Raw genomic sequence first — 22,488 nt, 5'->3', positions numbered from 1 at the left:
TATTTATGTCACAGACTGCTATCACACTGGCCTTTGAGCAATGGAAAGCCAACCAGGCGGTAACGGGTGAGCCTGTTCTGCTGGACGAGTTTGTTTTTGCCAACGTGCCGGGGCTGAATACTGATAAAGCGATTGATCGCAATGAGGGGATGCCGCCTGCCGCGCAAATCGTCCACCGTCAGGCTGTCAGCCGTAAAGGCGTGGTAAACGAAAACGCCGTGGTGCATTCCGTTGTGCTGGGCGCAGACGTGGGTGATTTTTCGTTTAACTGGGTAGGGCTGATTAACAAGGCAAGCAACACGCTGGCCATGATTGTTCATGCGCCATTACAGCAAAAACTGAAAACGAAAGATGGCCAGCAGGGGAACGTGCTCACCCGTTCGTTTTTGATGGAATACAACGGCGCACAGACCGAAACCGGGATTAATACGCCTGCCGAAACCTGGCAGATTGATTTTACTGCCCGTATGGCCGGGATGGATGAGCGTCAGCGCCTGGAAAATATCGACCTTTACGGCGCAGCTGCATTCCTGGGGGATGGCTGGCTGGTTGCAAAATCAGGCACGCAATTTTACGTGACTGCCGGGGCGGGCTATGTGCGTGGGCTGAGGGCGCTGCTGGCCGCTAACCAGAATATTACGGTAACAACCAAGCCGGTAAAGGTCTGGCTGGATGTTGCCTGGACAGGAACGCTGACGAGCGCATGGGCTGTAAACACCAAAATAACCGTGGCGGCGAGCCTGGCTGATTATGTTCAGAACGGCGTCCAGCATTATGTTTTTGCTGTGGCCAGTATTGATGCAAACGGCAATATTACCGACCTGCGCCCGAAAGGAACGCTTAACGATCAGACTGCAAGTGATGCGCTGGCTAAACATGAGCAGTCCCGCAATCACCCGGACGGCTCACTGACTGCCAAAGGGTTTGTGCAGCTAAGTAGTTCAGTCACCAGTGACAGCGAAGCGCTGGCCGCAACGCCAAAAGGCGTAAAAATCGCCAACGATAATGCGAAAGTGGCCAATGATAATGCGAAGGCTGCAAATGACAATGCAAACACACGTTTACCGCTTGCGGGCGGCTGGCTGACAGGCGGTTTTGGAATTAAAACCACGATTGGCAGCGTGTCATTTGGGGTGGGTAACTCAGATGTTTATATTTCTAACGGTACGTCTAATAAATTCCTACAACTGAAGCACACGGGCGAGCTGAAGTATGACGACAAGGCTATTTACCATGAGGGATATAAGCCCACGGCTGACGATGTGGGAGCACTGCCAATAAAGGGTACTGCTGAAGCGGCTAAGAAGCTTGCCACCGCGCGGAAAATTGCAGGAGTTGCTTTTGATGGTACATCCGATATCAGCCTGAAAGTGGGAAATCTGGATGGTTCGGGGACGTCTGCGACAAAGGACGTCACAACGTCCGATACCGATCGCACAGAAGGGCGTGTGCTCACTGTTGGCTGGATGGGGCTAGGTTCAGTGTCTGGACTCAGTGTTTCTGATGCAAATACCCCGGACTTTAACTGTTTCTTTAGAATGCCGTCAGACGGTATTCACGGGGTGGCAGCGAATGCGCCCGCAAATATTCTTCAGTTCCAGTATGACAAAAACGCCGGGCAGCAGGTGGGGTTCCGCGCTGGCCAGGCGAATGCTGCAATGCACCATCGCACAAAAACTAATGCAGTATGGGGCGACTGGATTCAGGTGTTTGACACGTTACACCCGCCAACAGCTGCGCAAGTGGGTGCGTTATCCCTTGGTGGCGGCAAGGTGTCGGGTGATTTAGAAATAAGCAGTGGTGCGCCGCTGATTAAACTTTCGGAAACGGACACTGGTAAACAGTATTTTCTTGTTGTTGATGCCAGCGAGTTTCGCATCCAGGAAGATTCGACATCGGGTAACAGGATTCTGGCTTATGGTGGCGCAAGTAAAATCCTTTCCACCACAGGGCAGCTTGTGCCAGGAAATTACTCCAATTTTGATGGCCGTTTTTATACTAAAACGCTTGCTGATCAGACATTCCAGCCTAAAGGCAGTTACGGAAAACCAAACACTTACGGCATCAGCGGGAATGTGATGTGGTGGAAGTGTGGGGAGACGGGCGTAATTCGTATTTCTGGTGTGACGGCAAACGTTTCAAACAGTGGCCGCGTGGCCTTCCCCTTAACGTTCCCAAATAAGTGCTTTTCAGTTGTTGCCAACCGAAATCATGAGTCCGGGGATTCCGCTGCAATGCAGCCTTACAGCGTTGATACAACGGGGTTCAATTTACGTATAGCTGGCGGCGGGACAGCGACAATCACATGGATTGCGGAGGGGAGGTAAGAATGGGGTATTTATACCGGGCAATGACGGGCGGTTTTTATAACGAAGATTTTGAGGCTGAATATCGTAAGGCGGGAACCTGGCCGGGATTTTACGTCCGGGTTTCTGATGAGGATTATCTGGCTTTAATGGAAGGGCAAGGGAACGGGAAAATGATTGTCCCGGATAAGCGCTGTTACCCCGTGCTGCAAGACCGCCCGGAACCAGGGCATGATGAGCTGGTTACTCAGGCCAATGAAAAAAGAACCTTGCTGATTGAAGGTGCAATGCAATCAATTTCGGTCATTCAGTTAAAGCAGATGAATGGCCGGAGTGTGTCGGATAGCGAGTCATCCAGACTAAACCGCGCTCTGGACTATATCGAGGCACTGGAAGCTGTTGACACGGAAAGTGCGCCGGATATTTCGTGGCCAGAAGGGTTTCCTGATGTGGCGTGAAGCGCGGATTGCATTCAGTGATTCGGTGGCTGCGTTGAACTGTTCCGTTATCCCGGCGCACCCGTGGATTAATGGGCTGGGGCAGCAGACCGAAAACGGGGCTTATCTCAGCCCGGTAAACGCTATTAATTACCTGGCTGAGAAGCTGGCTGGCACGGGTGGTGCATCGGATATCGTGATCATGATGGTTTCCGGGCAGACGCATGACAATTTCATGACCAACCTGAATCAACTGGTGGATGTATTCCCCAGTCCGGCATTTACACAGGTGCGAAGGCTGGCAGAGTCTGCCGCGCAGCTGGCTGCTGAGAAAATGCAAATTCCGGCGAAGTACAGCAAGAGTTTGCCCGCAGCGATCCCGCTTTCCGTGCCTACAAGCCGGACTGCGCTGGCGGCAGCGGCAGTGAAAAAAGCACAACAGGAAGCCGCAGCCACGGTGGGAATTACTGGGATTAAAAAACTGATGGGGGAATTCAAACAGCAGCGTGAAAACCTTATTTCTGGCATATCCAGCGGGTTAACTGATTTACAGGGGAAAAGCGCCCGGGCTTGGGTATTTACGGCCAGTGGTGATCTCCCTTCCACACTTCTGGAACTGGTAAAGGGAATCCCGCTTCAGTCATCAGTATTTACCTCCGCCATGATGCTGGTTGGCGATAACCTCGACGGCATAAAAGGAATGATTCATGACCTCGAACCCGACACTGGCGCTTAACGGTGAAGCCATTCTGCTGAAAAACATGCGCGTTACCGTTTCGCAGCAATTTCAGGATAAAGACCAGTCCGGCCAGACGAGTGCAACCACGAAATCAGAGCAGGGCATCAAAGGCAAAGAGCTGCGCGTGTCCGGCGAAATTCCGTATAAAAACCCGGAGATCCTGCGGCGTATCTTTGAGCTGGGCAGTGCAACGGATGCCAGCGGCCAGCGTCAGAAATACCGCGTTGCACATGAGGCGGCGCGGGCTGTGAATTTTCGTGAGGCAACTTTCACCGGAACCCTGGACGCACCGCCGCAGGACGGGCGCATGTCCTGGCTGGTTACGTTCACGCTGACCGAACATATCAGCGTGCAGGAAAAACGTGAGGCCAGGGCAAGCGGCAAAACCAACGCTGTGAAGCAAACAGCAGGAAGTGGCGGCGGACAGAACGGGAGCCAGGCCGCTGGCGAGGATGAAGAAAAACTGACGTGGTTTGAAAGCAAAGTGCTCAAGCCTGTAAATGACGCTCTGGGGTAAAAAATGAAGCCCATAAAACGCCTGTACCTTTCAACGGAAGAAATACACCTGGCAGATGCCAGCCTGGTGCTGGAGCTGAACAGCTGCGGCCGGGGATTTATCACGGCAGGGACTACAGAGGACTTTACCGGGAAACTGGTTCGCCTGGATGTGGGTTATACCGATCTGGTGCTGCGCTGGTTTACCGGGTACGTGGAGCGCTCCCAACCTGCTGAAAATGGTTTCCAGCGTCTGTTTGTTCGTGAGCTGGTTGGCGTTTTTGAACGTCTGTGGCCATGTTCTTTCCAGCACCCTACGTTACGTGAAGTGGCCAGCTGGCTGACAGAACATAGCGGGTTAACTTTCAGTGTGCCGGATGCAGATTACTCAGACCGTCCGATCCCACATTTCACCCACAGCGGCACGGGTTATCAGTTGCTGGATAATCTGGGAAAGGCTTTCGGCATTACAGATTACATCTGGTATCAACTGCCGGACGGCGGGGTTTATGTCGGGGGGGCAGAGAAAGCCCTGTTTGCTGATCGGCCTGTTGAGATCCCGCATGAATTCAGCCAGGGCGCGGCGGGCGGTAATTCAATGACGCTGCCCGTGGTGCAGAGTTTGCGCCCCGGTGTGGAGCTGAACGGGGAAAGGGTGACAAAAGTCCACCTGCAAAATGACACGATGGCAGTTAGCTGGACACCCCGCAACCGTGCTACGGGTAAGCCACTGCAAAAAACGCCCGTTCAGCGCCAGATTGAGAGTCATTATCCTGAGCTGGCATCCGGGCTTCATTTGCCGAAATTCGCCCGTGTCATGAATCCTGTTGAGGGGGTTAAAAGCGGTAATTTTTCCGACCCATTCCGTCCGCGTTATGCCGTTGATGTGCAGCTGTTGGACGCGGACGGCAACCCGGATAAAGACACGCCTGTTTATTCAGCCGTTCCGCTGCCGGTTCCTATGGCGGGAAATGACTCCGGGATGTTTCAGTTTCCACCTGAAGGGACACTTGTTGAGATCGGTTTTACGGGGGGAAGGCCGGATAAGCCTTTTGTACGGCAGACCATGCCGGACGGAACCAGCCTCCCTGATATCCAGCCTGGCGAGCAGTTGCAGCAACAGCGTGAGGAAGTATCTCAGCGGGTGACACAGGCAGGGGACTGGGTACGAAAGACAGACCAGACGATCAGTGAAACCTCTATGGCGCGTGTGATTAATGCCGATACGGAACAGCGTGAGCTGGTAAGTCGGGAAACAACAGTTAAGGCCACGGATAAAATCACTGTGATCGGCACGTCCACGCTACTGGCCGGAGCCATTCAGCAGGTATGTACAGGCGATTTCAGCCAGGCAATGAGAAACCGGGTGGCCAGTATTGGTGGGGATGATGAAAGCGATATTGCAGGGAGCAAAACAGTTACAGTTGGTAAAGACCTGATAGAGAAGATTGGGCAGATACGTAAAAGCGTGGCCGCAGCACAACAGCAAATTATCGCCCCGATAGTCTGGATTGGTTCAGGCAGTATCAACGTGGCACAGCTGATGCTTGATACACTTGATGTGCTGAAGGAACTGGCAGAGCAGACAGCAAGCCACACCCACAGCAATACAGGAGCGCCAACAAACGCGGTAGCCATCAGGAACACCGGAACGAAAGCGGACACCCTGAATACCAAATATTCGCCAGTTATAGGTAAGTAACACATCCCACATTAAAGCCCGCGCCAGCGGGTTTTTTTTCGTCCTTATCCCTTGAAGGGGATATCACCACACGCAACCAGACGCGCTCTGGGGCGGTTAGCTTCTTTGGGTCATCAGCCACGCAAGCACAACAGATCGCACCCACAGTGGGGCGCTGAGAGCGTCACGGCATGACAAAATAAATCAGTCACAGACAAAAATCGCACTACACCGCACCCGCCTGCGGTTTTTGGATCGTAAAAATTTTTCAGTTTTATTTTTCTACAAACCAGACCGCCAGACCGCGCCAGCGCTGGCAGCTTTGAGGAAAACCAGAACTGAAAAGATTGAAAAGAATTTCAGATTTTTTCAGTTTTGGATTAAAAAAAATAATGATTAAGTTTCCCATTTCATTGATTTACAAGTGTTTTGTGTAATTCCGTCATTACTTCTAACAATCTTACATACCGAGTAAAAAATTGGTCTGTGCGTCAAAAGCAGTTTAGACAAGGAGTTAGGTCAAGCCCTTTGATTTTACCAAGTGAAATATTTCGTTCCGAACTTACTAATTTGTGTAGCAACCAGACTGGTTAGCCCCGATTTGAGATTCACTTCCTCAAGATTGCTCATTAAGCATTGACATCTTGTCATATAGAAGGCAAATTTGGAAAAAAAATTATATCGTTAAGGAAACTAAAATTGAGTACCGTATTGACAGTAGGCGAAACAGCTCAAATTCTTAATATATCCCCTCAAAGAGTCAGGTCGCTGTGCCGTTCGGGTATCCTATCTAAAGCACGTCAATCGGGAAGGATATGGTTGCTTGATGAACAAGAAGTTCTAGACTACAAAGCCAATTTGAATGCGGAAGATAGGATGACAAATGTCACTACTTCGAGACCTATTGCTTTAAGTTTTTTTTCTGGGGCTATGGGGTTAGATCTTGGAATTGAGAAAGCAGGCTTTAAAACTTTACTAGCATGTGAAATAGATAAAAGTGCCCGTAAAACTATTAAAGTGAATAGGCCTGATGTGGCACTTATTGGCGATATACGAGACTATTCCCCTCAGGAAATTATGTTACACGCTGGATTAAAAATAGGTGATGAGGTAGATCTCATTATGGGTGGGCCGCCATGCCAGGCTTTCTCGACGGCAGGTAAGCGTAAAGGTTTTGAAGATGAAAGGGGGAACGTTTTCTTAAAATATTTAGAAACGATTTTTGAGATTAGACCTAAATATTTCATAATAGAAAATGTTAGGGGCCTGCTTTCTGCACCTCTTCAACATAGGCCTCACAGCCAAAGAGGACAAGATTTTCCTCCCCTCAAAAATGAAGAAGAGGCTGGGGGGGTATTGAGTTATGTTTATCGTATGATCAGAGCTTCAGGATACAGTTGTTCCTTTGAGTTATATAACTCTGCAAACTTTGGCGTTCCGCAAACTAGAGAACGGGTTATTTTAATGTGTGCTCGAGATGGTAAACGTATTCCATATCTTGAGCCCACTCACTCTGAAACTGGTGAGTTTGGATTGCCTTTGTGGAAAACATTTAAAGATGCAGTTAAACATCTTGATAGAAATGCGCATACACATTTAGATTTTCCTGAAAAAAGGCTCAAGTACTATAGATTATTAAAACCAGGTGAGTATTGGAAAAATTTGTCAGTAGAATTACAAATGGAAGCTTTGGGTAAATCATATTTCTCCGGCGGAGGAAAGACTGGTTTTTTAAGAAGGTTGTCTTGGGATAAACCATCGCCCACTCTTGTAACGCATCCGGCTATGCCTGCGACAGACTTAGCACATCCTGAGGAATTACGCCCTCTTTCAATAGAAGAGTATAAATGTGTACAGCAATTCCCATTAGATTGGAAAATTGAAGGGAAATTGCTTGACCAATACAAGCAATTGGGTAATGCCGTTCCAATAGGATTGGGCTATGCTGTTGGTAGGCATATTTTAAATTTCGAAAAAGGAATTATGCCTAAAAATTATCAGGGATTTAAATACTCGAGGTATAAAAATACTTCTGATTTTTACCTTGAAGAACAATTGGCGGCCAGTTTTATAAATGATGACCAATTAAGTATGGTTATATAAATAAAGGAGGCGTTAGCCTCCTTATTATTAAAGTCTATCTACTCCAAACTGTCTTACCAGTCCCTGTAATTCTTGGCTAACAGAGCGTGCGATCTGTAAAACAGTATCATACGTTCCCACACCTCCTAACGTATCCCAGTAATCGCGTCCAATTAGAACGCATGGGTCGGTATGGAAATTGAATATTTTCATAGGAGGAGTCCAGTTGTACAAATCTCTTCGATCTCCATAAGGATTGTAATATAATCCGAAGTAAACATTTGCAGAATTGTCTGCGAGCTTTATCTTTAATAAGTCGCGTTTTGCTTCGGCTGTTTGGTCAATATTAGGCTTTACGGTTTTAATAGATATATAATTCGCCCTGCCATCACGTTCAAAATACAAGTCAGATATTACCCTTTGAGTTTGTTGGGTTCCTGTAAGTTGAAGGTTGTTTATGTGATTAACTTCAGCATTCCAAGCTGGAGAGTATCCAATTGCATTTGAGCGGGCCGCATGAATGATATTTTCTATAGCTGAGAATCTGGATACATCTAAAGTTACATTGGTTTGTTTTTGTGTAGTTACGTTTTGCGCGCCAGAATATTGAGCTATATAAGCTGAAATTCTCTCAATTACACGCTGGCCAAAACTTGTACTAAAAGACCTTTCGAATCTACTCCAAAAGACAGCCTCTCTACTGAGTAACGCCTCGTGAAATGGCATACTAGTAGGTTCGCTTCGTAATCTAACTAAAGTTCGCTGTACGCAGTCTCTAAATTCGTCACTGACGATTTGTATGCAACGTGGATCCATTATTAACGTCCGTTATTATATTCATACTAATGAATTGAGGGTTATAAACTCATGTCCCTAACAAAAAACTAACGTTGTTATAGGGATGGACAACTACAGCCATGGATGAAGCTCTGCCGCCAAAATGTCGCCATTAGGCTTGCGAAGGCTGTATAACCAATTGAGTTACAATGAATAAAATAACAGACAACAAAAAACCCATCAACCTTGAACCAAAACGGCGGGGTTGATGGGCTCCACAAATTGGGGACATCAAAGAAAAGCAGTGGCACTAATTATGACTACCCCCTGAAAGAAAAGTTCTGCGCATATCTAAAATATTTTCGACTATGCGCAAATTTTCTCTTTATCCCAGTCCTGGCCAGATGATGATGATGAGTGTACCGGCGAGTGTCAGCAGGACGTTGGCGATAGCGTAGGTGCCCGCGTAACCCAGCGCCGGGATGTTGCTGCGCGCGGTGTCGCTGATGATTTCCATCGCCGGGGCGCAGGTACGCGCACCCATCATGGCGCCGAACAGCAGGGCGCGGTTCATGCGCAGCACGTAGGCACCAAACAGGAAACAAATCACCACCGGCACCAGGCTGACGATAAGTCCGGAAACCAACATTTGCCAGCCGACAGAGCCCAGGCTGTGGCCAATGCCACTACCGGCGCTTAAACCCACCCCGGCCATAAACACCATCAGACCAAACTCTTTCACCATGTTCAGCGCACCCTGCGGGATATAACCGAAGGTCGGGTGGTTAGCTCGCAGGAAGCCAAGCATAATCCCGGCGAACAGCAGACCGGCAGCGTTACCGATGCCAAAACTAAAGTTGCTGAACTGGAAGGTGATCATCCCGATCATCAGGCCGACAATAAAGAAGGCGCAAAATGCCAGCAGGTCGGTCACCTGGCTGTGAATGGAGATAAAGCCGATGCGGTCAGCAACGGTTTTCACGCGACGCGCATCACCGCTCACTTGCAGCACATCACCTTTGTTCAGTACCACGTTATCGTCGATTGGCATCTCAATCTGGCTGCGGATCACGCGGTTTAAGAAACAACCGTGATCGGTCAGCTTCAGCTGCGCCAGGCGGCGGCCAACGGCATTATGGTTTTTCACCACAATCTCTTCGGTGACGATACGCATGTCGAGCAGATCGCGGTCGAACACCTCTTTACCGTTACGGAAGCTGGGGTCGAGGCGCGCGTGGGCATCAGGGTAGCCTACCAGAGCGATATCATCGCCCATCTGTAATACGGCATCGCCGTCGGGGTTTGCCAGAATGCCGTTACGGCGGATACGTTCGATGTAACAACCTGTCTGGCGGTAAATGCCCAGCTCGCGCAGATTTTTACCGTCGGCCCAGGCAACCAGCTCTGGCCCCACGCGATAGGCGCGAATAACCGGGAGATAGACTTTACGTTTGCTGTCGGTGTCCAGACCGCGCTCGCGGGCGATTTGCTGCGCGCTGGTCTGCAAATCCTGGTGCTGGAGTTTTGGCAGGTAACGCGCGCCAACAATCAGGCTCACCAGGCCAATCAGATAGGTCAGGGCATAGCCCAGGCTCAGGTGATCGAGTGCGGTTGAAAGGGAATCGCCCGCCATACCGGAGTGGCGAAGGGTATCGCCCGCACCCACCAGCACCGGCGTGGAGGTCATGGAGCCTGCCAGCATACCGGCCGTTAAGCCGATATCCCAGCCAAACAGTTTACCCAGGCCTAACGCTATCAGTAGCGCGCTGCCGACCATCACCAGGGCCAGCATCAGGTAATTCTTACCGTCACGGAAGAAAATTGAAAAAAAGTTCGGGCCTGCTTCCACGCCAACACAAAAAATAAACAGCATAAAACCTAAGTTGAGCGCGTCCGTGTTAATGCTGAAATGCTGCTGACCTAATAATAAAGAAACGACTAAAACGCCAATCGAATTACCAAGTTGAACTGAACCCAGGCGTAATTTACCCAGGCAAAGGCCCAGTGCCAGTACCACAAATAATAACAGGATGTAATTCCCGTTTAACAAGTCTGCGACGTTTATATTCACGGAGGCTAACTTCTTGTTTACCAGTAAGTTGTTGAATGAAGAGGCTATTTGGGCTACTGTTTTGGGCGTCAGGGAAAAATCCTAAATCCCATACACCCTTAATTAATTCCGTAAAACAATAGCTGCGGGTTAGTTTAATCGTATTAGCGATCGGCGGCTACCTATTATCGCATTACCCTGTGCGGGCTTCGGCAAGGATTGCCACACTGCTTTATCTGACTGGGCGTCCACTGGACGAAAGTGTATTTGATAGAGAAGAAGTCAGGAGGATAGTTTGAACATTAAACGAAACTGGGCGGGCGTGATCAGCTGTTTTTTGCTCTTCACGGTGGTTTGCCTGTCTTTGGCCTTTAATGTGAAAGGGGCATTCAGGGCCTCAGGCCATCCGGAACTGGGTTTGCTCTTCTTCACCCTTCCGGGGGCGGCGGCCAGTTTTCTCTCTCGCCGGGGAGAGGTGGTCAAGCCGTTGTTGGGGGCAATGCTGGCCGCACCGTTATGCCTGTTACTGATGCGTCTGCTGTTTGTCACGACAAGAAGCTTCTGGCAGGAGCTGGCCTGGTTACTGAGCGGGGTTTTCTGGTGTGCGTTGGGCGCGCTGTGTTTCTTATTTGTTCGCAGCCTGATGCGCCAGCGGCGTCACCACAAATAAAAACGCCCTCGCGCTGAGGGCGTCTTACCATTACTGGGCGGCAAACAGGCCCAGGTTTTCTTTGGCGTAAGCTTCGAAATCAGTGCAGCCGCCAATGTGTTTCTGATCGAGGAAAATCTGCGGTACGGTTTCAACCGGTTTACCTACGGTTTTTTCCAGATCGGCTTTGCTGATCCCTTCCGCATGGATATCGACATAACGGAAGTTAAAGTCATCACGCTCTTCGGTCAGTTTTTCTGCCAGTTCTTTAGCGCGCACACAGTAAGGGCATCCTGGACGACCAAAAATTACTGCAAACATTTCTCTCTCCTCAAAAAACAAGCCTGACGGCGAATGGCACTTATATTGCACGATAACCTGCCGGAATGAAAAGAAGGTTTCACCTGTCGCTTTAATATCTTCAGGCTATGTTTGGCCAATTACATGCCCGGCATCTTTGCCTATACTGGCTGCCATACCGCGTACAGACCGACCAAAGAGAGACACCATGACGCCAACGATTGACCTGCTGCGTTCCCACCGCTCAATTCGCCATTTCACTGATGAACCCATTACCCAGGCGCAGCGCGAGGCGATCCTCGACAGTGCAAGAGGCACCTCAAGCTCCAGTTTTTTGCAGTGCTCCACCATTATCCGCATCACCGATGCACAACTGCGTGAGCAACTGGTCACGCTGACGGGCGGGCAGAAGCACGTCGCCCAGGCGGCTGAGTTCTGGATCTTCTGCGCTGATTTCAACCGCCACCTGCAAATCTGCCCGGAGGCCGAACTGGGTCTTGCCGAACAACTGTTGCTGGGCGTGGTGGATACTGCGCTGATGGCGCAAAACGCGCTGACGGCGGCTGAGTCTTTAGGGCTTGGCGGCGTGTACATCGGCGGCCTGCGCAATAACATTGAGGCCGTCACTGAACTGCTACATCTGCCAAAACATGTGTTACCGCTGTTTGGCCTGTGCCTTGGCTGGCCTGCTGATAACCCGGATGTGAAGCCACGCTTGCCTGCGGCCATGATCATGCATGAAAACCGCTACCAGCCTGTCGATCAGGAATTACTGGCACAATACGATGAAGAGCTGGCGCACTACTACATGACGCGCGGCAGCAATACGCGTCGCGATACCTGGAGCGACCATATTCGCCGCACGATCATCAAAGAAAACCGCCCGTTTATTCTCGATTATTTGCATAAACAGGGTTGGGCGACGCGCTAGCAGATTCATCCTGTGCCTCTCTACTGCTATACACGTCATCCTTCAGGCTGCCTTGATTCAACTTGAATGATTTTGTGTATATGATACGCAGGCTTTTCCCATGTCTTTAGAGAGGTGCAGGGTGAAAATTGCCATTTTGTCCCGGGATGGAACGCTCTATTCATGCAAACGTCTGCGAGAGGCAGCGTCAATGCGCGGCCATCAGGTTGAAATCCTCGATCCGCTGTCCTGTTATATGAACATCGATCCGGCGGCGTCGTCCATTCACTATAAAGGCCGTCAGCTCCCGCTTTTCGATGCAGTGATACCGCGCATTGGATCTCAGATTACCTATTACGGCACCGCTGCGCTTCGCCAGTTCGAAATGCTCGGCAGCTACCCGCTTAACGAATCCGTCGCGATTTCCCGCGCCCGCGATAAGTTGCGTTCTCTGCAACTGCTGGCCCGCCAGGGCATCGATCTGCCCGTTACCGGGATTGCCCACTCGCCAGACGATACCAGCGACCTGATCGACATGGTGGGCGGCGCGCCGCTGGTGATCAAGCTGGTGGAAGGTACCCAGGGTATTGGCGTGGTATTGGCCGAAACGCGGCAGGCGGCGGAAAGCGTGATTGATGCGTTTCGCGGCCTCAATGCGCATATTCTGGTGCAGGAATATATTGAAGAAGCCAAAGGTTGCGACATCCGCTGTCTGGTGGTTGGCGATGAAGTGGTTGCGGCCATCGAGCGCCAGGCGAAAAACGGGGACTTCCGTTCAAACCTGCACCGTGGTGGCGTGGCGCGGGTTGCCAACATCAGCGAACGTGAACGTGAAATCGCCGTTAAAGCGGCGCAGACGTTAGGCCTGGACGTAGCCGGTGTCGATATTCTGCGTGCCTCACGCGGCCCGCTGGTGATGGAAGTGAATGCATCCCCCGGGCTGGAAGGCATTGAGAAAACCACTGGCATTGATATCGCCGGGAAAATGATCGCCTGGATCGAACGCCACGCGACCCCTGGGTATTGCCTGAAAACGGGCGGTTAAATGGATTCGCACGCACTTTTTGCGTACTCTATGCGAAGTTATTTTTAAAGAGGCTGCACAGCTATGGATTTACAGGTCGTTCCTACACTGGATACGTTACGTCAATGGCTTGATGATGCGGGTATCACGTACTTTGAGTGCGATTCCTGCCAGGCACTGCATCTGCCGCATATGCAAAATTTCGACGGCGTGTTCGATGCCAAAATCGATCTGATCAACGACGTGATTCTTTTCTCGGCCCTTGCTGAAGTTAAACCTTCTGCGCTGCTGGCGCTGGCTTCCGATCTTTCGGCGATCAATGCCAGTTCTTTGACGGTGAAAGCATTTCTCGATATTCAGGATGATAATCTGCCAAAACTGGTTGTTTGCCAGTCTTTATTCTCCGGGGCAGGGGTGTCCTTCAAGCAATTTTCCTGGTTTATGCGCCTGAGCGAAGAGCAGATCTCTATGGTCATGCTGGAAGCCAGCGCACATCATCTGCTCTTTAGTAGTGAAGAGGAATCAGAGAATGATGATGCATCTCCCAATTTTCTCCACTAGTGCTGTCTGACTTTTGCGCAGTCGCTGCCAGAGCGGCTGCATAACACCATTTTTTCTGCTGTTATTAACCTTTTTTTAAAGAATATTTCACCTCCCCTAAGGCCATTTCGGCTTATCACGTAGACATAACCTGCATAAAAAATTGATAAAAGGCGTTTTTTCGTCTGGGCTATAGCCGGAGACACGGGCTACAGTTATTCTTGCGATGCTTAAAAAAGCGAGCGGAATCTGCCGGGTAAAGAGATTTCTTTTTATTTTGAGCAGAGCGACAAACTATGCATGATTATTGCATATCTTCAGATTGCACAGTTTTAGCTCGTTTGTTAACGAGCTTTCAGAAGGAATAAAGATATGATCGCCTTGAATAAAAAATGGTTATCGGGTCTGGTTGCGGGTGCTCTGATGGCCGTCTCTGCCGGCACGCTCGCTGCGGAACAAAAAACGCTGCACGTTTACAACTGGTCTGACTATATTGCGCCAGACACGGTCGCGAATTTTGAAAAAGAGACCGGAATTAAAGTGGTCTACGACGTTTTCGATTCCAACGAGGTGCTGGAAGGAAAACTGATGGCGGGCAGCACCGGTTTTGACCTGGTGGTTCCTTCTGCAAGCTTCCTGGAGCGTCAGCTGACGGCAGGCGTCTTCCAGCCACTGGATAAGAGCAAGTTACCGAACTGGAAAAATCTCGATCCAGAAGTCCTGAAACTGGTGGCCAAACACGACCCGGACAACAAATACGCGATGCCATATCTGTGGGCGACCACCGGTATCGGCTTTAACGTTGATAAAGTCAAAGCGGCGCTGGGCCCGGACGTCAAGCTGGACAGCTGGGACGTAGTACTGAAGCCAGAAAACCTTGAGAAGCTGAAAAGCTGCGGCGTTTCTTTCCTCGATGCGCCGGAAGAGATTTTCGCCACCGTGCTGAACTATCTGGGCAAAGATCCTAACAGCAATAAGGCTGATGACTACACCGGCCCGGCGACGGATCTGTTGCTGAAACTGCGTCCAAATATTCGCTACTTCCACTCCTCTCAGTACATCAACGACCTGGCAAATGGTGACATCTGTGTGGCAATTGGCTGGGCAGGGGACGTGTGGCAGGCGGCTAACCGCGCGAAAGAGGCGAAAAACGGTGTGAACGTGTCTTACTTCATTCCGAAAGAGGGGGCGCTGGCCTTCTTTGACGTCTTCGCGATGCCAGCTGATGCAAAAAACAAAGACGAAGCGTATCAGTTCCTCAACTACCTGATGCGTCCTGACGTGATCGCCCACATCAGCGACCATGTTTATTACGCGAACGGTAACAAGGCTTCTGTGCCGCTGGTGAGTGAAGCGATCCGCAATAACCCGGCTATCTATCCGCCAGCGGATGTCTTCGCCAAGCTCTTCACCCTGAAAGTCCAGGATCCAAAAATTGACCGCGTACGTACCCGTGCGTGGACCAAGGTGAAAAGCGGTAAATAACATTTAGCGCGTCTGATGTAAGCCGGGCAAGCGTAGCGCGCCCGGCAACCGGCGCACCGATATGGTGCGCCTGCACCATGATTTGATTTATGCCGGAGAGCACCCCGTGAATGATGTGATCCCCCGCCCGCAGGCGAAAGTCCGTAAAGCGCTGACCCCGCTTCTTGAAATCCGCAACCTCACCAAATCCTTTGACGGCCAACATGCCGTAGACGATGTCAGCCTGACTATCTATAAAGGCGAAATTTTTGCTCTGCTCGGTGCATCCGGCTGCGGTAAATCTACGCTGCTGCGAATGCTGGCGGGTTTTGAGCAACCCACTGCCGGGCAGATTATGCTCGATGGTGTCGACCTCTCCAGCGTGCCGCCGTACCAGCGCCCAATCAACATGATGTTCCAGTCTTACGCCCTGTTCCCGCATATGACGGTAGAGCAGAATATCGCGTTCGGCCTGAAGCAGGACAAACTGCCTAAAGCCGAAATTACCGCGCGTGTGGCCGAAATGCTGAGCCTCGTACACATGCAGGAGTTCGCGAAGCGTAAACCGCATCAGCTCTCTGGCGGGCAACGTCAGCGTGTGGCGCTGGCGAGAAGCCTGGCGAAACGCCCGAAACTGCTGCTGCTCGATGAGCCAATGGGTGCGCTGGATAAAAAACTGCGCGACCGGATGCAGCTCGAAGTGGTGGATATCCTTGAACGTGTGGGCGTGACCTGCGTAATGGTGACCCACGACCAGGAAGAGGCGATGACCATGGCCGGGCGTATCGCGATCATGAATCGCGGTAAGTTCGTGCAGATTGGCGAGCCGGAGGAGATTTACGAACACCCGACTACCCGCTACAGCGCGGAGTTTATCGGTTCGGTCAACGTCTTCGAAGGGCTGCTGAAAGAGCGCCAGGAAGATGGTCTGGTCATCGAATCGCCTGGGTTGCAGCATCCGCTTAAGGTCGACCCGGATAACTCCGTCGTGGATAACGTGCCGGTGTATGTCGCGCTGCGTCCTGAGAAAATTATGCTCTGTGAAGACCCACCAGCCGATGGCTATAACTTTGCCGTGGGTGAAGTGGTGCACATTGCCTATCTGGGTGATCTCTCCATCTACCATGTCCGTCTGAAGAGTGGACAGATGCTCAGCGCCCAGTTGCAAAACGAACATCGCTACCGCAAAGGGTTGCCGACCTGGGGCGACGAAGTGCGTCTTTGCTGGGATGCGGATAGCTGCGTCGTGCTGACGGTATAAGGAGCGGACAATGAGTACACTTGAACCTCCAGCCCGCGTACAAAAACCGGGTGGTTTTGCGCACGGACTGACGCGCTTTAAGATGGCGCATGGGCGCAAGCTGGTGATCGCCATGCCTTATATCTGGCTGATCCTGCTGTTCCTGATGCCGTTTTTGATCGTTTTCAAAATCAGCCTGGCAGAGATGGCGCGGGCGATCCCGCCTTACACCAACCTGATGGATTGGGCTGACGGGCAACTGACCCTGACGCTGAATCTTGGCAACTTCCTGCAACTTACCGACGATCCGCTCTACTTTGAGGCCTATTTGCAGTCATTGCAGGTGGCGGCGATCTCGACGATCTGTTGCCTGTTGTTGGGGTATCCGCTGGCGTGGGCGGTGGCGCACAGTAAGCCATCGACGCGTAATATTCTGCTGTTGCTGGTGATTTTACCGTCGTGGACCTCGTTCCTGATCCGCGTGTATGCGTGGATGGGGATCCTGAAAAACAACGGTGTCCTGAACAACGTCCTGATGTGGCTTGGGGTTATCGATCAGCCGCTGACCATTTTGCATACCAACCTCGCGGTCTATATCGGGATTGTCTACGCCTACCTGCCATTTATGGTGTTGCCAATTTATACCGCGCTTACGCGGATTGATTACTCGCTGGTGGAAGCCTCGCTTGATTTGGGCGCACGTCCGCTGAAAACCTTCTTTAGCGTGATTGTGCCGCTCACCAAAGGCGGGATTATTGCCGGTTCGATGCTGGTGTTTATCCCGGCGGTAGGGGAGTTTGTTATCCCTGAACTGCTCGGTGGCCCGGACAGCATCATGATTGGTCGCGTGCTGTGGCAGGAGTTCTTCAATAACCGTGACTGGCCGGTGGCGTCTGCGGTGGCGATTGTGATGTTGCTGCTGCTGATTGTGCCTATCATGTGGTTCCACAAGTATCAGCAAAAACAGATGGGGGATCACGGATGAACAACTTACCGGTAGTACGCTCCCCGTGGCGAATTCTGATCCTGGTGATCGGGTTTACCTTCCTGTATGCGCCGATGCTGATGCTGGTTATTTACTCCTTTAACAGCTCGAAGCTGGTGACGGTGTGGGCGGGCTGGTCGACGCGCTGGTACAGCGAGTTGTTCCACGATGATGCAATGATGAGCGCGGTGGGGTTAAGCCTGACCATTGCGGCGTGCGCCGCCACAATGGCCTCGATCCTCGGCACTATTGCCGCAATGGTGATGGTTCGCTTTGGACGTTTTCGTGGGTCCAACGGCTTTGCGTTTATGATAACCGCGCCGCTGGTTATGCCAGACGTGATAACCGGCCTGTCGTTGTTACTGCTGTTCGTTGCACTGGCTCATGCAATTGGCTGGCCTGCGGACCGTGGAATGCTGACTATCTGGCTGGCTCACGTCACCTTCTGTACCGCCTACGTGGCCGTGGTTATCTCCTCGCGCCTGCGGGAACTGGATCATTCTATTGAAGAGGCAGCCATGGATCTTGGCGCCACGCCGCTGAAGGTATTTTTCATCATTACCTTGCCGATGATTATGCCTGCGGTGATCTCCGGTTGGCTGCTGGCGTTTACCCTGTCTCTGGACGATCTGGTGATTGCCAGCTTCGTGTCCGGGCCGGGAGCGACAACCCTGCCGATGCTGGTCTTCTCCAGCGTGCGTATGGGGGTTAACCCAGAGATTAACGCCCTGGCTTCTATCATCCTCGGTGTGGTCGGCGTTGTCGGTTTTATCGCCTGGTATCTGATGGCGCGTGCTGAAAAACAACGCGTGCGTGATATCCAGCGTGCAAGACGCAGCTGAAGCATTTAAAATTTCCAGTGAAGTGCCGCGCGTGTCGCGGCACTGTTTTTCAGGGAAGTAAAACATTGGGATTCTTAAAAAAGTCACGTCAAACGCACGCCCGTCTGAACGTCCCTGCACTAGTGCAGGTGGCGGCGCTCGCCATTATTATGATCCGCTGTCTTGATGTGCTGATGATTCTGAATACGCTGGGTGCGCGTGGTATCGGTGAGTTCATCCACCGCAGCGTGCAGACGTGGAACCTGACGCTGGTTTTTATGAGCAGCCTGGTGCTGGTGTTTGTTGAGATTTACTGTGCGTTTTCTCTGGTTAAAGGGCGTAACTGGGCGCGCTGGGTTTACCTGCTGACGCAAGTGGTGGCCACGGGTTACCTGTGGGCGGCCTCTCTGGGTTATGGTTACCCGGAGCTGTTCAGCATCGCAGGGGAATCCAAACGCGAGATTTTACGCGCGCTGTTTATGCAAAAACTGCCGGATATGCTGGTGCTCTGTTTACTCTTCGTTCCGGCCTCCAGTCGACGGTTCTTCCGCCTGCAATAATGTGTATAATCGCAGCCCTCGTTATTCTTAAGGTTTTCATATGCAGTGCGCACTCTATGACGCGGGTCGCTGTCGCTCCTGTCAGTGGATAGAACAGCCCGTCTCTCAACAACTCACCGCCAAAATGACCGATCTGCAACAGCTGCTGGCTGAACACGCGGTGGGTGAGTGGTGCGCACCAGTCAGCGGGCCTGAACAGGGTTTTCGCAATAAAGCCAAAATGGTGGTCAGCGGCAGTGTCGAAAAACCGCTGCTGGGGATGCTGCACCGCGACGGCACGCCGGAAGATTTAACAGATTGCCCGCTCTATCCCGCTTCGTTTGAACCGGTTTTCGCCGCGCTGAAGCCTTTTATCGCCCGCGCGGGATTAACGCCTTATAACGTGGCCCGCAAGCGCGGCGAGCTGAAATACCTCTTACTCACTGAAAGCCAGCGTGATGGCGGCATGATGCTGCGTTTTGTGCTGCGCTCAGAAGCCAAGCTGGAACAGCTGCGCACGGCGCTGCCGTGGCTTCAGGAACAGTTGCCGCAGCTTAAGGTGATTACGGCAAATATTCAGCCGGTGCATATGGCAATCATGGAAGGGGACAAAGAAATCTTCTTCACCGAACAGCACGCACTGGCCGAAAGCTTTAACGATGTGCCGCTGTGGATCCGCCCGCAGAGCTTCTTCCAGACTAACCCGGTAGTGGCGAGCGCCCTGTACGCCACCGCCCGCGACTGGGTACGGGCGCTGAACATCAACCATATGTGGGATCTGTTCTGCGGAGTGGGCGGGTTTGGCCTGCACTGTGCCACGCCCGAAATGACGCTGACCGGGATTGAGATCTCCGCTGAGGCCATCGCCTGTGCAACGCAATCGGCGGCCGAGCTTGGGTTAACGAATCTTCATTTCCAGGCACTGGACTCCACGCAGTTTGCCACCGGCCAGGGCAAGGTGCCGGAGCTGGTGCTGGTGAATCCTCCGCGTCGTGGCATTGGTAAAGCGCTGTGCGACTACCTGAGCCAGATGGCGCCGGATTACATTGTCTATTCCAGCTGCAACGCACAGACCATGGCGAAAGACATTGCTCATCTGCCGGGTTACCGCGTTGAACGCGTTCAGCTTTTCGATATGTTCCCGCACACCGCGCACTATGAAGTGCTGACGTTGCTCGTTAAATCTTAAACAAAATGTGAACTCTTCCTCCCCGCGAAATCAGGTAAGCTTAAGTCATCAGAATTAAATAAAGGCTTACCGATGAAGCAGATCCTGCTGGTGGAAGATGACCACGATATCGCCGCGCTCCTGCGCCTGAATCTGGAAGATGAAGGTTACGCCATTACCCACGAGCCGGACGGGGGGAAGGCGTTGCTGCGCCTGGAACAAACGCCCTGGGATGCCGTTATCCTCGATCTGATGCTCCCGACGGTCGACGGCCTTGAGATTTGCCGCCGCATTCGCCAGATGACCCGCTACCTGCCCATTATTATCATCAGCGCCCGCAGCAGTGAAACTGACCGTATTACCGGGCTTGAAACCGGGGCGGATGATTACCTCGCCAAACCGTTTTCGGTGCAGGAGCTGATTGCACGTATTAAAGCGCTGTTTCGTCGTCAGCAGGCGATGGGCCAGGCGCAAACCACCGGCAACATTCAGGCGCACGGCCTGACGCTCGAACCACTCAGCCGCAGTGTGCGTCTGCACGGGCAGGAGGTCGATCTCACCCCGCGCGAATTCGAGCTGCTGTACTTTTTTGCCCGCCATCCGGGGGAGGTTTTCTCGCGTCTGGCGTTGCTGGAGCAGGTCTGGGGATATCAGCACGAAGGCTACGAGCATACCGTTAACACCCATATCAACCGCTTGCGGATCAAGATTGAAAAAGATGCCGCAGAGCCGGAGATAATCCGAACGGTCTGGGGCAAAGGCTATAAATTTGCGGAGCAAAACGATGATGCGACGTTTTAGCCTGGGTCAGCGCCTGACGCTGCTGTTTGTTTTGCTCTTGCTGCTCTGTGCGGCGGTGGCCTGTCTGGTGCAAATGTACAGTAGCCAGCAATATGGCAACGCCATGGTACAGCGTCTTTCCAGCGGCCTGGCGCAACAGATTGTGCAGCGTGAGCCGATTCTGGATGCGCAGGGTAGGGTTGACCGCCTGGCGCTGAAACCCCTGTTTGACCGGCTGATGACTTTTAACCCGAGCGTAGAGCTGTATGTGGTTTCACCTGAGGGAGAGCTGCTGGCAGACGCCGCGCCTGCGGGGCATATTCAGCGGCAAAAAATCGACATCGCGCCGGTGCAAACCTTTCTTAGCGGGGCCGTGATGCCGGTGTATGGCGATGATCCGCGCAGTACCGATAAACAGAAAGTCTTCAGTGCGGTGCCGCTGCGTCAGGACGGGGAGTTACGCGGTTATCTGTACATTATCTTGCAGGGCGAAGAGTCGAACACTCTGGCGGATATTGCCTGGCATAAGGCGTTGTGGAGCACAGCGCTGTGGTCGTTGTTGCTGGTGGCGCTGTTTGGCCTGCTGGCGGGATTACTGGTCTGGTATTGGGTGACGCGCCCGGTGAAGCGCCTGACGGTGGAAGTAGCCGGGCTGGAGCAGGACAGTATCAGTGCGATTAAACAGCTTGCTGCGCAGCCGCTGGCGCCGGCCACGGGTGATGAAGTGGCGACACTGCGTAATACCTTTATCGAACTGGCACGCAAAATCACCTCCCAGTGGGATCAACTGGCCGACAGCGACCGCCAGCGCCGGGAGTTTATCGCCAATATCTCTCATGATTTACGCACGCCGCTGACCTCGCTCCTGGGCTACCTGGAAACGTTGTCGCTGAAATCCGCCACCCTGACCCCGCAGGAACATCAGCAGTATCTGACCACCGCGTTGCGTCAGGGGCAGAAAGTGCGCCATCTCTCTCAGCAGCTGTTTGAACTGGCGCGTCTGGAGCATGGTGGCATCAGGCCACAGCGCGAGCGCTTCGCAATGGGGGAGCTTATTTCTGATGTCGCGCAAAAGTTTGAACTGACGGCGCGAACCCGTGCGCTTCAACTGCATATTGATGTGCCAGGCCCCTTGCCGCTGGTGAACGCCGACGTGTCGATGATTGAGCGCGTGGTGACCAATCTGCTGGATAACGCTATCCGCCATACGCCAACTGGCGGGGAAATTCGCCTGGCGGTTTGGCAAGAAAATGAACAGTTGCAGGTTGAAGTGGCGGATAGCGGCATGGGTGTGGATGCAGCGTTGCGTGATGATCTGTTTGTACGGCCTTCGGCGTTAAACACGCAGGCATCGCGGGATAACCGTGGCGGGCTTGGGTTGTTGATTGTTAAGCGAATGCTGGAGCTACACGGGGGTGGGATCAGGCTGATGGATTCGGTGAGCGGGGCGCGGTTCAGGTTCTTTGTACCCTTATAGAATTGCCGGATGGCGCTGCGCTTA

21 protein-coding genes are annotated in these 22,488 nt (G+C 52.2%); 18 read left to right on the top strand and 3 right to left on the bottom strand.

Annotated features, from left to right (window positions below):
* Positions 1-5: 5 nt before the first annotated feature.
* The 6 genes from ACS603_RS05920 (at position 6) to ACS603_RS05895 (ending at position 7,761) form a co-directional block, all read left to right on the top strand.
* Positions 6-2,327 carry a phage tail-collar fiber domain-containing protein gene (locus ACS603_RS05920; RefSeq protein ID WP_474943921.1) on the top strand — a complete coding sequence of 774 codons (2,322 nt, stop codon included), beginning with the start codon at positions 6-8 and terminating at the stop codon, positions 2,325-2,327.
* 2 nt (positions 2,328-2,329) lie between these two features.
* Positions 2,330-2,764 (top strand): tail fiber assembly protein, encoded by a 435-nt coding sequence (locus tag ACS603_RS05915; RefSeq protein ID WP_474943920.1) that lies wholly within the window; start codon positions 2,330-2,332, stop codon positions 2,762-2,764.
* A complete protein-coding gene (locus ACS603_RS05910) occupies positions 2,754-3,479 on the top strand; it encodes a hypothetical protein (protein ID WP_474943919.1) in 726 nt (241 codons plus the stop codon). The genes ACS603_RS05915 and ACS603_RS05910 overlap by 11 nt, the downstream gene beginning before the upstream one ends.
* Positions 3,451-3,999, top strand: a complete 549-nt coding sequence (locus tag ACS603_RS05905; RefSeq protein ID WP_333119188.1) for a baseplate complex protein — start codon at positions 3,451-3,453, stop codon at positions 3,997-3,999. Before ACS603_RS05910 ends, ACS603_RS05905 begins: the two co-directional genes overlap by 29 nt.
* 3 nt (positions 4,000-4,002) lie before the next feature.
* Positions 4,003-5,679 carry a hypothetical protein gene (locus ACS603_RS05900; protein WP_474943918.1) on the top strand — a complete coding sequence of 559 codons (1,677 nt, stop codon included), beginning with the start codon at positions 4,003-4,005 and terminating at the stop codon, positions 5,677-5,679.
* A gap of 615 nt (positions 5,680-6,294) precedes the next feature.
* A complete protein-coding gene (locus tag ACS603_RS05895) occupies positions 6,295-7,761 on the top strand; it encodes a DNA cytosine methyltransferase (RefSeq protein ID WP_474943917.1) in 1,467 nt (488 codons plus the stop codon).
* Between the two features lie 27 nt (positions 7,762-7,788).
* Here ACS603_RS05895 and ACS603_RS05890 read toward each other — a convergent pair whose 3' ends face one another.
* Both ACS603_RS05890 and ACS603_RS05885 read right to left on the bottom strand, forming a co-directional pair.
* On the bottom strand, positions 7,789-8,556 hold the full coding sequence (locus ACS603_RS05890) for a TdeIII family type II restriction endonuclease (RefSeq protein WP_474943916.1): 768 nt from the start codon (positions 8,554-8,556) through the stop codon (positions 7,789-7,791).
* A 346-nt stretch (positions 8,557-8,902) separates the two neighbouring features.
* Positions 8,903-10,588 (bottom strand): aspartate:alanine antiporter, encoded by a 1,686-nt coding sequence (locus ACS603_RS05885; RefSeq protein WP_182060160.1) that lies wholly within the window; start codon positions 10,586-10,588, stop codon positions 8,903-8,905.
* A 274-nt stretch (positions 10,589-10,862) separates the two neighbouring features.
* Between ACS603_RS05885 and ACS603_RS05880 the strand changes: the two genes are divergently transcribed.
* On the top strand, positions 10,863-11,237 hold the full coding sequence (locus tag ACS603_RS05880; protein WP_182060161.1) for an inner membrane protein YbjM: 375 nt from the start codon (positions 10,863-10,865) through the stop codon (positions 11,235-11,237).
* 30 nt (positions 11,238-11,267) lie between these two features.
* Here the strand turns inward: ACS603_RS05880 and ACS603_RS05875 are convergent, their stop codons facing one another.
* Positions 11,268-11,537 (bottom strand): GrxA family glutaredoxin, encoded by a 270-nt coding sequence (locus ACS603_RS05875; protein ID WP_014069504.1) that lies wholly within the window; start codon positions 11,535-11,537, stop codon positions 11,268-11,270.
* 187 nt (positions 11,538-11,724) lie between these two features.
* Here ACS603_RS05875 and nfsA point away from each other — a divergent pair, with 187 nt between their 5' ends.
* The 11 genes from nfsA to ACS603_RS05820 all read left to right on the top strand — a co-directional run bounded on the left by nfsA (position 11,725) and on the right by ACS603_RS05820 (position 22,464).
* Complete coding sequence (nfsA, locus tag ACS603_RS05870; RefSeq protein ID WP_182060162.1) at positions 11,725-12,447, top strand: nitroreductase NfsA; 723 nt, start codon at positions 11,725-11,727, stop codon at positions 12,445-12,447.
* Positions 12,448-12,568: 121 nt separating this feature from the next.
* Positions 12,569-13,471, top strand: a complete 903-nt coding sequence (rimK, locus tag ACS603_RS05865) for a 30S ribosomal protein S6--L-glutamate ligase (protein ID WP_257272559.1) — start codon at positions 12,569-12,571, stop codon at positions 13,469-13,471.
* Between the two features lie 63 nt (positions 13,472-13,534).
* Complete coding sequence (locus tag ACS603_RS05860; protein ID WP_182060164.1) at positions 13,535-14,011, top strand: YbjN domain-containing protein; 477 nt, start codon at positions 13,535-13,537, stop codon at positions 14,009-14,011.
* A 351-nt stretch (positions 14,012-14,362) separates the two neighbouring features.
* A complete protein-coding gene (gene potF / locus ACS603_RS05855) occupies positions 14,363-15,475 on the top strand; it encodes a spermidine/putrescine ABC transporter substrate-binding protein PotF (protein ID WP_182060165.1) in 1,113 nt (370 codons plus the stop codon).
* A gap of 106 nt (positions 15,476-15,581) precedes the next feature.
* Complete coding sequence (gene potG, locus ACS603_RS05850) at positions 15,582-16,715, top strand: putrescine ABC transporter ATP-binding subunit PotG (RefSeq protein WP_182060166.1); 1,134 nt, start codon at positions 15,582-15,584, stop codon at positions 16,713-16,715.
* Between the two features lie 10 nt (positions 16,716-16,725).
* Positions 16,726-17,679, top strand: a complete 954-nt coding sequence (gene potH, locus ACS603_RS05845) for a putrescine ABC transporter permease PotH (RefSeq protein WP_166717117.1) — start codon at positions 16,726-16,728, stop codon at positions 17,677-17,679.
* Positions 17,676-18,521 (top strand): putrescine ABC transporter permease PotI, encoded by an 846-nt coding sequence (gene potI, locus ACS603_RS05840; protein WP_446492549.1) that lies wholly within the window; start codon positions 17,676-17,678, stop codon positions 18,519-18,521. The genes potH and potI overlap by 4 nt, the downstream gene beginning before the upstream one ends.
* A gap of 65 nt (positions 18,522-18,586) precedes the next feature.
* Positions 18,587-19,060, top strand: a complete 474-nt coding sequence (locus tag ACS603_RS05835; protein WP_446492550.1) for a YbjO family protein — start codon at positions 18,587-18,589, stop codon at positions 19,058-19,060.
* A gap of 40 nt (positions 19,061-19,100) precedes the next feature.
* Entirely contained in the window at positions 19,101-20,228 is a 1,128-nt protein-coding gene (gene rlmC / locus ACS603_RS05830) for a 23S rRNA (uracil(747)-C(5))-methyltransferase RlmC (RefSeq protein ID WP_315688214.1), read from the top strand.
* Between the two features lie 72 nt (positions 20,229-20,300).
* Positions 20,301-21,008, top strand: coding sequence for a response regulator transcription factor (locus ACS603_RS05825; protein WP_182060170.1), 708 nt, complete (start codon positions 20,301-20,303; stop codon positions 21,006-21,008).
* Positions 20,992-22,464 carry a sensor histidine kinase gene (locus ACS603_RS05820; RefSeq protein WP_474943915.1) on the top strand — a complete coding sequence of 491 codons (1,473 nt, stop codon included), beginning with the start codon at positions 20,992-20,994 and terminating at the stop codon, positions 22,462-22,464. Before ACS603_RS05825 ends, ACS603_RS05820 begins: the two co-directional genes overlap by 17 nt.
* The last annotated feature ends 24 nt before the right edge of the window (positions 22,465-22,488 follow it).

The organism is Enterobacter sp. Li2LvB3, assembly GCF_056156645.1.
This window is presented reverse-complemented; position numbering and strand designations above follow the sequence as displayed.